This window comes from Streptomyces sp. DvalAA-14 (genome assembly GCF_900091855.1).
Lineage (GTDB): Bacteria > Actinomycetota > Actinomycetes > Streptomycetales > Streptomycetaceae > Actinacidiphila.
Genome location: NZ_FMCH01000660.1, coordinates 1 through 14,591, shown reverse-complemented (window position 1 = coordinate 14,591; position 14,591 = coordinate 1). Strand labels below are relative to the sequence as shown.

Here is a 14,591-nt window from a genome sequence, read left to right as displayed (position 1 = left end):
CGTCGTGGCTGCCTTCGGCTATGTCGGCGCCGTCGATCCGAACAGCCCGGGGCACTACCCGCTCTGCCCGCTGCGCTATTACACCGGGATCCTCTGCCCCGGCTGCGGCGGACTGCGCGGTGCCCACGCCCTCGTGCACGGCCAGCTGCGCACCGCGCTGGGCTGCAACGCGCTGGCGGTGGCCGGCTACCTGGCCTTCGCGGCCCTGTGGGCGGTCTGGTTCAGCCGGGCGCTGCGCGGCCGCCCTTTCGCGCCCGCCCTCGCGGTCTCGCCACCGGCATCTGCTGCTCGCCCTCGTACTGGTCTTCACCGTTGTCCGGAATCTGTCGTTCGGCGCCGCCCTCGCACCCTGAGGCCGCCCCCGCTCCGGCGGCCCCGGCCGGGCATTCGTCCAGGTGGCGGGCGGTCCCATCACCGGATGCGAGGAGTCAGGCCGCTGCCCGTTACCATCGGGGGTGCCGGTGGCGGTCGCCCCTGGCTTGATCATTTCGCTGCTCGATCCGGCCGGAAGGGGAGTTCTCGCGTGAGTGTGCTCGACGAGATCATCGACGGAGTCCGAGCCGACCTCGCCGAGCGCCAGGCCCGGGTGTCCCTCGACGACCTCAAGCAGCGGGCCGCCCGCGCACGCGACGCCAAGGACGGGGTGGCGGCCCTGAAGAGCGAGGGCGTCACGGTGATCTGCGAGGTCAAGCGGTCCAGCCCGTCCAAGGGCGCGCTCGCCGCGATCGCCGATCCGGCCGGCCTGGCCGCCGACTACGAGGCGGGCGGCGCCGCGGCGATCAGCGTCCTCACCGAGCAGCGCAGGTTCGGCGGCTCGCTCGCCGACCTCGAAGCGGTCCGCGCCAGGGTGGACATCCCGGTGCTCCGCAAGGACTTCATCGTCACCGCCTACCAGCTGTGGGAGGCCAGGGCCTACGGCGCGGACCTCGCCCTGCTGATCGTCTCGGCCCTGGACCAGTCCGCTCTGGTCTCGCTGGTCGAGCGGGCCGAGTCCATCGGGCTCACCCCGCTGGTCGAGGTGCACGACGAGGAGGAGGTCGGGCGCGCGGTGGACGCCGGCGCCCGCATCATCGGCGTCAACGCGCGCAACCTCAAGACCCTCGAGGTCGACCGCGGCACGTTCGCGCGGGTCGCGCCGGTGATCCCGGACCACATCGTCAAGATCGCCGAGTCGGGAGTGCGCGGGCCGCACGACCTGATCGCCTACGCGCATGACGGCGCGGACGCGGTGCTGGTCGGGGAGTCGCTGGTCACCGGGCAGAATCCGCGCGGCGCGGTGGCGGATCTGGTGGCGGCGGGGGCGCATCCCGCTTTGCGCAACGGGCGCGATTAGCTTTTTCGGGGTCCGCCCGTTGTGGGGCCCCGGGTTGTCGCCGGACCGTCCGCCGGTGGGTGGCTTGTCGCGCAGTTCCTCGCGCCCCTTTTCGGGTCCGCCTGATTCGGGGCTTCGGGTTGTCGCCGGATCGTCGGGCGGTGGGTGGCTTGTCGCGCAGTTCCTCGCGCCCCTTTTCGGCTCCGCCACCCCGTGGCGCGACCAGCAGGTCCTGGGGCGCACCTTGCGCGCGCACGGCAACTCACGGGGCGCGCTCAGCGATGACGGACCGGCAGCTTACGCGCGGACGGGACATCCCCAGGGGCGCGGGGAACTGCGCGACGAGCCACGACGGACCGGCAGCTTACGGGCGGACGGGACATCCCCAGGGGCGCGGGGAACTGCGCGACGAGCCACGACGGACCGGCGGCTTTCGCACGGACGGGACATCCCCAGGGGCGCGGGGAACTGCGCGACGAGCCGCGGCGGACCCGCACCCCGTCCGCTCACCCGCGCCGGGGGGAGGGGAACCCCCGGCGACCCCGTAGACTCCGAGGCGTGCCCATCGCCTCCCGCCTCGCCCCCGGTTGCCGCCCCCGCGGCTGCCGCGCGCCAGCGCGGCGGGTGCTCGGGCGGCGGGTGCGGTATGTGATCGGGTGCGAGCCCGGCCAGGTGAACGGCAGGCGATGGCGTCGCGGCTGATCCGCGACCACCGCGGGTGGCGAACGTACGGCCGGACCGGCCGGGTCTGCCAGGCGGGCCAGGACGGCCCGCCGCCCCCGCACCCCATCAGCCACTGACGTCAGTGACGTCATTGACCCACATTGACCCACCTGCCAGGGGACACCCATGTCAGAAACAACCGAGTTCTTCTTTCCCGACCCCGAAGGCCTCATCCCGAGCGCCGACGGGTATTTCGGGGCCTTCGGCGGCAAATTCATCCCGGAAGCGCTGGTCGCCGCCGTGGACGAGGTCGCCGTCGAGTACGAGAAGGCCAAGGCGGACCCCGCCTTCGCCGCCGAGCTGAACGACCTGATGGTCAACTACGCCGGCCGCCCCAGCCCCCTCACCGAAGTGCCGCGATTCGCCGAGCAGGCGGGCGGCGCCCGGGTCTTCCTCAAGCGCGAGGACCTCAACCACACCGGCTCGCACAAGATCAACAATGTGCTCGGCCAGACCCTGCTCACCCGCCGGATGGGCAAGACGAGGGTCATCGCCGAGACCGGGGCCGGGCAGCACGGCGTGGCCACCGCCACCGCCTGCGCCTTGTTCGGCCTGGACTGCACCATCTACATGGGTGAGGTCGACACCCGGCGGCAGGCCCTCAATGTCGCCCGGATGCGCATGCTCGGCGCCGAGGTCATCGCGGTGAAGTCCGGCAGCCGCACCCTCAAGGACGCCATCAACGAGGCCTTCCGCGACTGGGTGGCCAATGTCGACCACACCCACTACCTGTTCGGTACGGTGGCCGGCCCGCACCCCTTCCCGGCCCTGGTCCGCGACTTCCACCGGGTGATCGGCATCGAGGCCCGCCGGCAGCTGCTGGAGCGCGCCGGGCGCCTGCCCGACGCCGCGGTGGCCTGCGTGGGCGGCGGCTCCAACGCGATGGGACTCTTCCACGCCTTCCTGCCGGACACCGGCGTCCGGCTGGTCGGCTGCGAACCGGCCGGCCACGGCCTGGAGACCGGCGAGCACGCCGCCACCCTCAGCCGGGGCGAGCCCGGCATCCTGCACGGCTCCCGTTCCTACGTCCTCCAGGACGACGAGGGCCAGATCACCGAGCCGTATTCCATCTCGGCCGGCCTGGACTACCCGGGGGTCGGCCCGGAGCACTCCTATCTGAAGGACTCCGGCCGCGCCGAGTACCGGGCGGTCACCGACGACGCGGCGATGCAGGCCCTGCGGCTGCTGTCCCGTACCGAGGGCATCATCCCGGCCATCGAGAGCGCCCACGCGCTGGCCGGCGCGCTGGAGATCGGCCGTGAACTGGGCCCCGACGGCCTGGTCCTGGTCAATCTGTCCGGGCGCGGCGACAAGGACATGGACACCGCGGCCCGCTACTTCGGGCTGTACGAGCCGACGGGCGACGTCGACGAGGAGCACGAGGTGGCGGCGAAGTGAGCGCGCAGACAACGGCACAGCAGACCGCGGCACAGCAGTCCGCGGCTGAGCAGACCTCGGCACAGCAGTCCACGACCGGCCGGTCCCTGCCCGCCTCCGGCGGCCGGATCGCCCTGCTGGAGCAGACCCTCGCGGGCGCCCGGGCCGAGGGCCGGGCCGCCCTCATCGCCTACCTCCCGGCCGGGTTCCCGACCGTCGACGGCGGCATCGAAGCGGTGAAGGCCGTCTTCGAGGGCGGCGCCGACATCGTCGAGGTCGGCCTGCCGCACAGCGACCCGGTGCTCGACGGACCGGTCATCCAGACCGCCGACGACATCGCGCTGAAGAACGGGGTCCGGGTCGCGGACGTGCTGCGGACCGTCCGGGAGGCGCACGCCGCCAGTGGCAGGCCCGTGCTGGTGATGACGTACTGGAACCCGGTGGACCGGTACGGCGCCGAACGGTTCGCCGCGGAGCTCGCCGAGGCCGGCGGCGCGGGCTGCATCCTGCCCGACCTGCCGGTGGAGGAGTCCGAGGGGTGGCGCGCGGCGGCCCAGCAGCACGGTCTGGCCACCGTCTTCGTGGTGGCGCCGTCCAGCCGTGACGAACGGCTGGCCAAGATCACCGCGGCCGGTACCGGCTTCGTCTACGCCGCCTCGCTGATGGGCGTGACCGGCACCCGGGCGAGCGTCGGCGCGCAGGCCGCCGACCTGGTGCGCCGCACCCGGGCCGGTACCGAGCTGCCGGTCTGCGTGGGCCTCGGCGTGTCCGACGCGGCCCAGGCGGCCGAGGTGGCCGGCTTCGCCGACGGGGTGATCGTCGGATCGGCGTTCGTCAAGCGGCTGCTGGACCATGACGGCGACCTGCCCGCCGGGCTCGACGCGGTACGGGCCCTGGCCGCCGAACTCGCCGCGGGTGTCCGCAAGCGCGGCTGAGCCCCGCGGCGTCACCCCGGGGACGGATTCTTGTCACCCCGGAGGGCGAAAAACGGTGTGGGGAGACGCTCAGCGTCTCCCCACACCGTTGCCAGGGACGTGAGCGACAACAACCGTGACAGGAAACGCAGCGCCCGCGAGGCGCTCCAGGAACAGCGGGCGAAGGAGCAGAAGCAGGCCAAGCGCAAGCGGACGACGATCGTGGCGGGCGCGGTGGTCGGCGTGCTGGTCGTCGGTGCGCTGATCGGCGTGGTCGTCTCCGACAACAGCGGTGGCGGGGGCGGCACCGACTCGGCCGGCGCGGTCAGCGCTCCCAAGGGCGCCATCGGCACCGACAAGCTGGTCATCCCGGTCGGCGCCGGCAACGCGCCGTCGGCCCTGACGATCTACGAGGACTTCCGCTGCCCGGCCTGCGACTCCTTCGAGAAGTCCTTCACGCCGACTATCCACGACTTGGAGAACAGCGGGCAGATGCGCACCGAATACCACCTGGTGACGCTCATCGACGGCAATCTCGGCGGCTCCGGCTCGCTGAACGCCGCGAACGCCGCCGGCTGCGCCCAGGACGCGGGCGAGTTCCGGGCGTACCACGACGTGCTCTACGCCAACCAGCCCGAGGAGCAGGACGACGCCTTCGCCAAGAAGAGCACCCTGCTCCAGCTGGCCGGCAAGGTGAGCGGGCTGAAGACGCCGGCTTTCACCGCCTGTGTGAACAACGGCACACACAACAGCTGGGTGAAGAAGTCCAACGGCGCCTTCAACACCTCCGGCTTCAGCTCGACCCCCACCATCCTGCTCAACGGCAAGAACATCTTCGGCAGCCAGGCCGCCCCGCTGACCCCGGCCTCGCTGCGGCAGATGGTCGCGCAGGCGAACAAGGGCAAGCAGCCCGGAAAGGTCACCGCGACGCCGTCCTGACGGGTGGAAGTTATCCAGCCGTAGCCGGGCGGGTTGCCGTTCCCCCCGCCCGGCAAGGTAGCGTCGGTCATTGCCATGGAACTCGCATTCATCCCCAGCCCCTCGCACGGAGTCGTCCACCTCGGACCGCTCCCGCTGCGCGGCTACGCGTTCTGCATCATCATCGGCGTGTTCGTCGCCGTGTGGCTCGGCAGCAAGCGGTGGCTCGCCCGCGGTGGCAAGGCCGGCACGGTCGCCGACATCGCCGTGTGGGCGGTTCCGTTCGGCCTGGTCGGTGGACGTCTCTACCACGTGATCACCGACTACGAGCTGTACTTCACCAACGGCAAGGACTGGGTCGACGCCTTCAAGGTCTGGCAGGGCGGCCTCGGGATCTGGGGCGCGATCGCGCTCGGCGCGCTGGGCGCCTGGATCGGCTGCCGGCGCCGGGGCATCGCCCTGCCGGTCTACGCCGACGCCATCGCCCCGGGCATCGCGCTGGCGCAGGCGATCGGGCGTTGGGGCAACTGGTTCAACCAGGAGCTCTACGGGCGGCCGACGACCCTGCCGTGGGGCCTGAAGATCGGCGTGGAACACCGGCCGGAGGCGACTCCGGGCATCGCGACGTACCAGCCGACCTTCCTGTACGAGTCGCTGTGGTGCGTGGGTGTGGCCCTGCTGGTCCTGTGGGCCGACCGCCGCTTCCGGCTCGGGCACGGCCGGGCCTTCGCGCTGTATGTCGCCTCCTACACGGTCGGGCGGTTCTGGATCGAGTACCTGCGGGTGGACGACGCCCACCACATCCTGGGCCTGCGGCTCAACGACTGGACGGCGATCGTCGTCTTCGTCGGGGCCGTCGTCTACTTCGTGCTGTCCGCCCGGCTGCACCCCGGCCGCGAGGAGATCGTCGAGCCGGACCTGGTCGCCGTCGTACCGGCGGGCGCGGAAACGGCCGCCGACGAGTCCGCGGCGGCGGGGGACGGCGACGGGACCGAGCCGGTGGGTCCGGCCGGCTCCACTGCTCCGGATCCGGCCACGGCCGCGGATCCCGACGGCGGCACCGGCACCGCCACCACAACGGCCACCGTCACCGAGGAGCCCGGCGGCGCGGAGCTCGCCGAGCGCCCGGATCCGGAGCCCGCTGACCAGCCGGAAAGCGCGTCCAAGAGCGTCTGACTCCCGGCCGCCGGCGCCCGGTCCGCCGCACGCGAGCACCCGAGAACGCCCCTCACCGAGGGGCGTTCTCGCAGGTCAGGGCAGCCTTTCCTTGCTGGCGGCCGATCGGGTTCGTGCGTACGGTCGATCCGGTGGGCGGCAATGGGCCGCCCAGGGGAGGGTGGATCGGATGACCGCGGCCGTCGAAGAGACCGTCGAGCAGACCACCGTCGGGCAGAGCGCTGCCCAGCAGACCACCGGGGAGCGGACCGCCGTCGGGACCGGCGTCGAGCCGAGCCCTGCCGGGCAGCCCGCCGATGCCGGACAGCCCGCCGAAGCCGAGCCCGCGGCCCCCTATCACGTACCCCACCACTCCCACCGCGACGTCAGCGGCGGCTGGCTGCGTCCGGCCGTGTTCGGCGCCATGGACGGCCTGGTCTCCAACCTCGCGCTGATGACCGGGGTGGCCGGCGGGGACGTCTCGGCGCGGACCGTGGTGGTGACGGGTCTGGCCGGGCTGGCGGCCGGCGCCTTCTCGATGGCGGCCGGCGAGTACACCTCGGTGGCCTCGCAGCGCGAGCTGGTCGAGGCCGAGCTGGCCGTGGAGCGGATCGAGCTGCGCCGGCACCCGGAGGACGAGCTGCGCGAGCTGGCCGAGCTGTATGTGTCCCGCGGGGTGGAGCCCGCGCTGGCCCACGAGGTGGCCCGGCAGCTTTCCGCCGACCCCGAGCAGGCGCTGGCGATCCACGCCCGTGAGGAACTCGGCGTCGACCCGACCGATCTGCCCTCGCCGCTGCTGGCCGCGGTCTCCTCCTTCACCGCGTTCGCGCTGGGCGCGCTGCTGCCGGTGCTGCCCTATCTGCTGGGCGCGGCCGCGCTGTGGCCGTCGGTGCTGCTGGCCCTGGCCGGCCTGTTCGGCTGCGGCGCCGCGGTGGCCCGGGTCACGGCCCGATCCTGGTGGTACAGCGGCCTGCGGCAGCTTGCCCTGGGCGGAGCTGCCGGTGCGATGACCTTTGTGCTGGGCAGCTTCATCGGCACCGCGGTGAGCTGATGCGAAGCCGGTGTTTCCCGCTCGTTTCGGATCCCTCCGCACGGGGCATCACTCGGTAACGCGTCGGCAGAGCCGCCAGGCAGCGTGGCAGGAACGCAACCATCACCCGTGAACGTGAGTACGTGCTGGCCTGAACTGATCGCTCCACCTTCCGGTATGTCCACATACTGGAATCGTTTATCCGCTTCTCGAACATTCGGTCATCATGTAACCTGCACGAAATCGCAGAGGGCCAACGTCGTCCCTGTTGCTCATGCCTGTGAACAGGCGATGCATATCAGCCAAAGACGACGACGGGAGAGCCATGCGTTCGCGTTCCGCGTTCATGGACGGGCGCCCCGCCCCGCAGGGGATGTACGACCCCCGCAACGAGCACGACGCCTGTGGCGTCGGATTCGTGGCCACCCTCACCGGTGAGGCGAGCCACGCACTCGTCGACCAGGCGCTCACCGTCCTGCGCAACCTGGAGCACCGCGGCGCCACCGGCGCCGAGCCCGACTCGGGCGACGGCGCGGGCATCCTGCTCCAGATCCCGGACGCCTTCCTGCGGGCCACCGCCGGCTTCGACCTGCCGGCCGCCGGGCAGTACGCCGCCGGCCTCGCCTTCCTGCCGCCCGAGCACGACGACCGCACCAAGGCCGTGGACGCCATCGAGCGCATCGCCGCCGAGGAGAGCCTCACCGTCCTCGGCTGGCGCGCCGTCCCGACCGACCCCGACCTGCTCGGCGCGACCTCCCGCTCCACCATGCCGTACTTCGCCCAGCTCTTCCTGTCCGACAGTGCCGGCCGGCGCTCCGGCGTCGAGCTGGACCGGCTCGCCTTCGTGCTGCGCAAGCGCGCCGAACGCGAGGCCGACGTGTACTTCCCGTCGCTGTCCGCGCGGACGATCGTCTACAAGGGCATGCTGACCACCGGCCAGCTGGAGCCGTTCTTCCCCGACCTGTCCGACGAGCGGTTCGCCACCGCCATCGCCCTGGTCCACTCCCGCTTCTCCACCAACACCTTCCCGAGCTGGCCGCTCGCCCACCCGTACCGCTTCGTGGCGCACAACGGCGAGATCAACACCGTCAAGGGCAACCGCAACTGGATGCGGGCCCGCGAGTCGCAGCTGGCCAGCGAACTGTTCAGCGCCGACGACAGCCGCTTCACCGCCGGTGACCTGGAGCGGATCTTCCCGGTCTGCACGCCCGGCGCCTCCGACACCGCCTCCTTCGACGAGGTGCTGGAGCTGCTGCACCTCGGCGGCCGCTCGCTGCCGCACAGCGTGCTGATGATGATCCCGGAGGCGTGGGAGAACCACGAGTCCATGGACCCGGCCCGCCGCGCCTTCTACCAGTACCACTCCACGCTCATGGAGCCCTGGGACGGCCCGGCCTGCGTCACCTTCACCGACGGCTCCCTGGTCGGCGCGGTGCTGGACCGCAACGGCCTGCGGCCCGGCCGCTACTGGGTCACCGACGACGGCCTGGTCGTGCTGGCCTCCGAGTCCGGCGTGCTCGACATCGCCCCGCGGAAGATCGTCCGCAAGGGCCGGCTGCAGCCCGGCCGGATGTTCCTGGTCGACACGGTCTCGCACCGCATCGTCGAGGACGACGAGATCAAGGCCGGCATCGCCGCCGAGCACCCGTACAGCGACTGGCTGGAAGCCGGCCTGATCGACCTGGCCGACCTGCCCGAGCGCGAGCACATCGTGCACACCCACGCCTCGGTCACCCGCCGCCAGCAGACCTTCGGCTACACCGAGGAGGAGCTGCGGGTGCTGCTGGCGCCGATGGCCCGGGCCGGTGCCGAGCCGATCGGCTCCATGGGCACCGACGCGCCGATCGCCGCCCTCTCCGAGCGGCCCCGGCTGCTCTTCGACTACTTCACCCAGCTGTTCGCGCAGGTCACCAACCCGCCGCTGGACGCCATCCGCGAGGAGCTCGTCACCTCGCTGGTCTCCACCATCGGGCCGTCCTGCAACCTGCTGGAGCCCAGCCCCGCCTCCTGTCGCAACATCACACTCTCCTTCCCGGTGATCGACAACGACGAGCTGGCCAAGCTCATCCACGTCAACGCCGACGGCGACATGCCCGGGATGAAGGCCGCCACCTTGTCGGGGCTGTACCGGGTCACCGGCGGCGGCGAGGCGCTGGCCGCCCGGCTCGCCGAGGTCTGCGCCGAGACCGACGCCGCGATAGAGGACGGCGCCCGCCTCATCGTGCTCTCCGACCGGCACTCCGACGCCGAGCACGCCCCCATCCCGTCGCTGCTGCTCACCTCCGCGGTGCACCACCACCTGATCCGCACCAAGCAGCGCACTCAGGTCGGCCTGCTCATCGAGGCCGGCGACGTGCGCGAGGTGCACCATGTGGCGCTGCTCATCGGCTACGGCGCCGCGGCCGTCAACCCCTACCTGGCCATGGAAACCGTCGAGGACCTGGTGCGGGCCGGCACCTTCCTGCCGGCCGGGGACCCCGACACCGCGATCCGGAACCTGATCAAGGCACTCGGCAAGGGCGTGCTGAAGGTGATGTCCAAGATGGGCATCTCCACCGTCGCCTCCTACCGCGGCGCGCAGGTCTTCGAAGCCGTCGGCCTGGACACCGACTTCGTCGACACCTACTTCCACGGCACCGACACCAAGATCGGCGGCGCCGGCATCGGCGTCATCGCCCAGGAGGTCGCCGCCCGGCACGCCAAGGCCTACCCGGTCTCCGGGATCGCCGCCGCCCACCGCCGCTTGGAGATCGGCGGCGAGTACCAGTGGCGCCGCGAGGGCGAACCGCACCTGTTCGACCCGGACACCGTCTTCCGGCTCCAGCACGCCACCCGCACCCGCCGCTACGACATCTTCAAGCAGTACACCTCCCGGGTGAACGAGCAGGCGGAGCGGCTGATGACGCTGCGCGGCCTGTTCGGCCTGAAGACCGAGCGCCCGCCGGTCCCGCTGGAGGAGGTCGAGCCGGTCAGCGAGATCGTCAAGCGGTTCTCCACCGGCGCCATGTCGTACGGCTCGATCTCCCGCGAGGCGCACGAGACGCTGGCCATCGCCATGAACCAGCTGGGCGGCAAGTCCAACACCGGCGAGGGCGGCGAGGACCCGGACCGCCTCTACGACCCCGCCCGGCGCAGCGCCATCAAGCAGGTGGCCTCCGGCCGGTTCGGGGTGACCAGCGAGTACCTGGTCAACGCCGACGACATCCAGATCAAGATGGCCCAGGGCGCCAAGCCCGGCGAGGGCGGCCAGCTGCCCGGCCACAAGGTCTACCCGTGGATCGCCGGCACCCGGCACTCCACCGCGGGCGTCGGCCTGATCTCGCCGCCGCCGCACCACGACATCTACTCCATCGAGGACCTCGCTCAGCTCATCCACGACCTGAAGAACGCCAACCCCAAGGCGCGGGTCCACGTCAAACTGGTCTCCGAGGTCGGTGTCGGCACCGTCGCCGCCGGTGTGTCCAAGGCGCACGCCGACGTGGTGCTGATCTCCGGACACGACGGCGGCACCGGCGCCTCCCCGCTGACCTCGCTCAAGCACGCCGGCGGCCCCTGGGAGCTGGGCCTGGCCGAGACCCAGCAGACCCTGCTGCTCAACGGCCTGCGGGACCGTATCGTCGTGCAGACCGACGGCCAGCTCAAGACCGGCCGGGACGTGGTGATCGCCACCCTGCTCGGCGCGGAGGAGTTCGGCTTCGCCACCGCCCCGCTGGTGGTCTCCGGCTGCGTCATGATGCGCGTCTGCCACCTGGACACCTGTCCGGTCGGTGTCGCCACCCAGAACCCGGTGCTGCGCGAACGCTTCAGCGGCAAGCCCGAGTTCGTGGTGAACTTCTTCGAGTTCATCGCCGAGGAGGTCCGGGAGATCCTGGCCGAACTGGGCTTCCGCACCCTGGAGGAGGCCGTCGGCCACGCCGAGCTGATCGACGCCGGCCGCGCCGTCGACCACTGGAAGGCGCAGGGCCTGGACCTGGCCCCGCTGCTGTACGTGCCCGAACTGCCCGCAGGCGCCGTCCTGCACCACAACACCGGCCAGGACCACGGCCTGGACCGCGCGCTGGACAACGAGCTGATCCGGCTCGCCGCCGAAGCGCTCGAATCCGGCGCCCCGGTCCGCGCCCAGGTGCCGATCCGCAACGTCAACCGCACGGTCGGCACCATGCTCGGCCACGAGGTGACCAAGAAGTACGGCGGCGCCGGCCTGCCCGAAGGCACCATCGACATCACCTTCACCGGCTCGGCCGGCCAGTCCTTCGGCGCCTTCCTGCCCAGCGGCATCACGCTGCGCCTGGAGGGCGACGCCAACGACTACGTCGGCAAGGGCCTGTCCGGCGGCCGGGTGATCGTCCGCCCCGACCGCGACGCCGACCACCTCGCCGAACAGTCCACCATCGCCGGCAACACCATCGCCTACGGCGCCACCGGCGGTGAGCTGTTCCTGCGCGGCCGGACCGGCGAGCGGTTCTGCGTCCGCAACTCCGGTGCCACCGTGGTCGCCGAAGGCGTCGGCGACCACGGCTGCGAGTACATGACCGGCGGCCGGGCCGTCGTCCTCGGCTCCACCGGGCGGAACTTCGCAGCCGGCATGTCCGGCGGCATCGCCTACGTCCTCGACCTGGACCCGGCCGCCGTCAACCCCGGCATGGTCGCCGTCGAGCCGCTGAACGCCGACGACATCACGTGGCTGCACGACGTGGTGCGCCGCCACTTCGAGGAGACCGCCTCCACCGTCGCCGAGCGGCTGCTCGCCGACTGGGGCGGCGCCCTCACCCGCTTCGGCAAGGTCATGCCGAGGGACTACAAGGCAGTGCTCGCCGCCAAGAACGCCGCCGAGCAGGCCGGGCTCTCCGAGTCCGAGACCACCGCGAAGATGATGGAGGCGGCAAATGGCTGACCCCAAGGGCTTCCTCAGCACGCCGCGGGTCGGCGCCCCCACCCGCCCGATCGAGGAGCGCCGGCAGGACTGGAGCGAGGTCTACGTTCCCGGCGGCCTGCTGCCGATCATCAGCGAGCAGGCCGGCCGCTGCATGGACTGCGGCATCCCGTTCTGCCACAACGGCTGTCCGCTGGGGAACCTGATCCCCGAGTGGAACGACTACGCCTACCGCGGCGACTGGACCGCGGCCAGCGAGCGGCTGCACGCCACCAACAATTTCCCGGAGTTCACCGGGCGGCTGTGCCCGGCGCCCTGCGAGTCCGCGTGCGTGCTCGGCATCAACCAGCCCGCGGTCACCATCAAGAACGTCGAAGTCACCATCATCGACAAGGCCTGGGACAACGGGGACGTGACCCCGCAGCCCCCGGAGCGGCTGTCCGGCAAGACCGTCGCCGTCATCGGCTCCGGCCCCGCGGGTCTGGCCGCCGCCCAGCAGCTGACCCGGGCCGGCCACACGGTTGCCGTCTACGAGCGCGCCGACCGCATCGGCGGACTACTGCGCTACGGCATCCCCGAGTTCAAGATGGAGAAGCGGCACATCAACCGGCGCATCGAGCAGATGCGCGCGGAGGGCACCAAATTCCGCACCGGCGTCCAGATCGGCACCGACCTCGACGCGGCCAAGCTCGCCAAGCGCTACGACGCGGTCGTCATCGCGGCCGGCGCCACCCAGTGGCGCGACCTGCCCGTCGAGGGCCGTGAGCTGGCCGGCGTGCACCAGGCGATGGAATACCTGCCGCTGTCCAACAAGGTGCAGGAGGGCGACTTCGTGGCCCCCCCGATCACCGCCGAGGGCAAGCACGTCGTGGTCATCGGCGGCGGCGACACCGGCGCGGACTGCGTCGGCACCGCCCACCGGCAGGGCGCGCTGTCCGTCACCCAGCTGGAGATCATGCCCCGGCCGTCGGACGAGCGCCCGGCGCACCAGCCGTGGCCGACGATGCCGATGGTCTACAAGGTCACCTCGGCGCACGAGGAGGGCGGCGAGCGCGTCTACGCCGTCAACACCGTGCGGTTCACCGGTGACGAGAACGGCCGGGTGCGTGAACTCCACCTGATCGAGGTGGTCTTCGAGGGCGGCACGTTCGTGGCGCAGGAGGGCACCGAGCGGATCATCCCGGCCGAACTGGTCACCCTGGCGATGGGCTTCACCGGTACCGACCAGGGCAACGGCATGATCGAGCAGCTCGGCCTGGAACTGGACGCCCGCGGCAACATCGCGCGCGACGGCGCCTACGCGACCAACGTCGAGGGCGTCTTCGTGGCCGGCGACGCGGGCCGCGGCCAGTCCCTCATCGTCTGGGCCATCGCCGAGGGCCGCTCCGCGGCCAAGGAGGTCGACACCTACCTCATGGGCCTGCCCTCCGCCCTCCACGCCCCGATCCGCCCGACGGACCGCCCCCTGACGGTCTGACCCGCAGTTGTCCCACCTGTCCCGCACAACGGAGTGCGGAACACAGCAACACCGCAGCGCCCGCCACTCCCCGACCAAGGAGGCGGGCGCTGCACCATTTCCGCGCGGCGGGCCGTAACCCGCCGGGTGGGGCTTGCCCGCGCCGTTCCTGGCGCCCCTTTGGGGGGCGCGGTGTGGGTCGTTCGTGCCCCGTAGGGGCGCGGGGAACTGCCCGGCGGGCCGGTCTCCGCCGAGTGCTGGCGGGTTGTTGGCGGGTTGCGGCCTGGTGGGGGTTGTTCGCGCCGTTCCTCGTGCCGCTTTGGGGGGGCGCGGTGTGGGTCGTTCGTGCCCCGTAGGGGCGCGGGGAACTGCGCGGCGAGCCATGATGGCGCGGCAGTCGGCGGCGGGCCGGTTCCCGCCGGGTCGGGCTTGTTCGCGCCGTTCCCCGCGCCCCTTGGGGGGCGCGGTGTGCATCGTTCGTGCCCCGTAGGGGCGCGGGGAACTGCGCGGCCGGCCACGACGGGGCGGCAGTCGGCGGCGGGCCGTAATCCGCCGGGTGGTGGCCGGTTGTCCGCGGCCGGCGGCCCCGTGGGGCCGCTACGTGTCGCAGTCCAGTGTCGTCAGACACAACGTGCACCGCACCCGCACCTTCCCCCGGCACGGCACCCGAATGCGCTGGTGGCACGTCGGGCACGGGAGGACACCCGCAGCCCCGAGGCGGCCGCCTCGAACGTGTAGTCGCCGCCCGCCGGGGCACCCGCGGCCGGTGCGGCCCGGCGGTCCTTGGCGTAGCGGCGGCGGGTCGCCCGAGCCCGCCGCGGCCAGCGGCGCGC

General features: G+C 72.0%; 9 protein-coding genes and 2 pseudogenes. 10 read left to right on the top strand and 1 reads right to left on the bottom strand.

Annotation, left to right across the window (positions count from 1 at the left end):
- Positions 1 to 4 precede the first annotated feature (4 nt).
- From GA0115240_RS38960 to GA0115240_RS34965, 10 genes and pseudogenes are all read left to right on the top strand, one after another.
- Positions 5 to 151 (top strand): annotated as a pseudogene (locus GA0115240_RS38960) (DUF2752 domain-containing protein); the annotation flags it as partial.
- Between the two features lie 372 nt (positions 152 to 523).
- A complete protein-coding gene (trpC, locus tag GA0115240_RS37765; RefSeq protein WP_218087455.1) occupies positions 524 to 1,333 on the top strand; it encodes an indole-3-glycerol phosphate synthase TrpC in 810 nt (269 codons plus the stop codon).
- 537 nt (positions 1,334 to 1,870) lie between these two features.
- The gene (trpM, locus tag GA0115240_RS39480; protein WP_370673409.1) at positions 1,871 to 2,014 is read left to right on the top strand and encodes a tryptophan biosynthesis modulator TrpM; all 144 of its coding nucleotides are present in this window, start codon (positions 1,871 to 1,873) and stop codon (positions 2,012 to 2,014) included.
- 147 nt (positions 2,015 to 2,161) lie between these two features.
- Positions 2,162 to 3,433, top strand: coding sequence for a tryptophan synthase subunit beta (gene trpB, locus GA0115240_RS34995; RefSeq protein ID WP_093743143.1), 1,272 nt, complete (start codon positions 2,162 to 2,164; stop codon positions 3,431 to 3,433).
- 86 nt (positions 3,434 to 3,519) lie between these two features.
- Positions 3,520 to 4,347: a tryptophan synthase subunit alpha gene (gene trpA, locus GA0115240_RS34990; protein ID WP_370673410.1), complete on the top strand. Its 828-nt coding sequence runs from the start codon at positions 3,520 to 3,522 to the stop codon at positions 4,345 to 4,347.
- 99 nt (positions 4,348 to 4,446) lie between these two features.
- On the top strand, positions 4,447 to 5,265 hold the full coding sequence (locus GA0115240_RS34985; RefSeq protein WP_093743142.1) for a DsbA family protein: 819 nt from the start codon (positions 4,447 to 4,449) through the stop codon (positions 5,263 to 5,265).
- Positions 5,266 to 5,340: 75 nt separating this feature from the next.
- Positions 5,341 to 6,420, top strand: a complete 1,080-nt coding sequence (lgt, locus tag GA0115240_RS34980) for a prolipoprotein diacylglyceryl transferase (protein WP_093743140.1) — start codon at positions 5,341 to 5,343, stop codon at positions 6,418 to 6,420.
- A gap of 169 nt (positions 6,421 to 6,589) precedes the next feature.
- Complete coding sequence (locus GA0115240_RS34975) at positions 6,590 to 7,450, top strand: VIT1/CCC1 transporter family protein (protein WP_093743138.1); 861 nt, start codon at positions 6,590 to 6,592, stop codon at positions 7,448 to 7,450.
- 304 nt (positions 7,451 to 7,754) lie between these two features.
- Positions 7,755 to 12,323 (top strand): glutamate synthase large subunit, encoded by a 4,569-nt coding sequence (gene gltB, locus GA0115240_RS34970; RefSeq protein ID WP_093743136.1) that lies wholly within the window; start codon positions 7,755 to 7,757, stop codon positions 12,321 to 12,323.
- Positions 12,316 to 13,779 (top strand): glutamate synthase subunit beta, encoded by a 1,464-nt coding sequence (locus tag GA0115240_RS34965; RefSeq protein WP_093743134.1) that lies wholly within the window; start codon positions 12,316 to 12,318, stop codon positions 13,777 to 13,779. Before gltB ends, GA0115240_RS34965 begins: the two co-directional genes overlap by 8 nt.
- 576 nt (positions 13,780 to 14,355) lie before the next feature.
- Here the strand turns inward: GA0115240_RS34965 and GA0115240_RS38955 are convergent.
- A pseudogene (locus GA0115240_RS38955) lies at positions 14,356 to 14,591 on the bottom strand (hypothetical protein); the annotation flags it as partial.

Coding starts and splice junctions, on each gene's coding strand:
- GA0115240_RS34975 (WP_093743138.1), top strand. CDS start 6,590: ATGACCGCGGCCGTCGAAGAGACCGTCGAGCAGACCACCGTCGGGCAG.
- trpB (WP_093743143.1), top strand. CDS start 2,162: ATGTCAGAAACAACCGAGTTCTTCTTTCCCGACCCCGAAGGCCTCATC.
- gltB (WP_093743136.1), top strand. CDS start 7,755: ATGCGTTCGCGTTCCGCGTTCATGGACGGGCGCCCCGCCCCGCAGGGG.
- lgt (WP_093743140.1), top strand. CDS start 5,341: ATGGAACTCGCATTCATCCCCAGCCCCTCGCACGGAGTCGTCCACCTC.
- GA0115240_RS34965 (WP_093743134.1), top strand. CDS start 12,316: ATGGCTGACCCCAAGGGCTTCCTCAGCACGCCGCGGGTCGGCGCCCCC.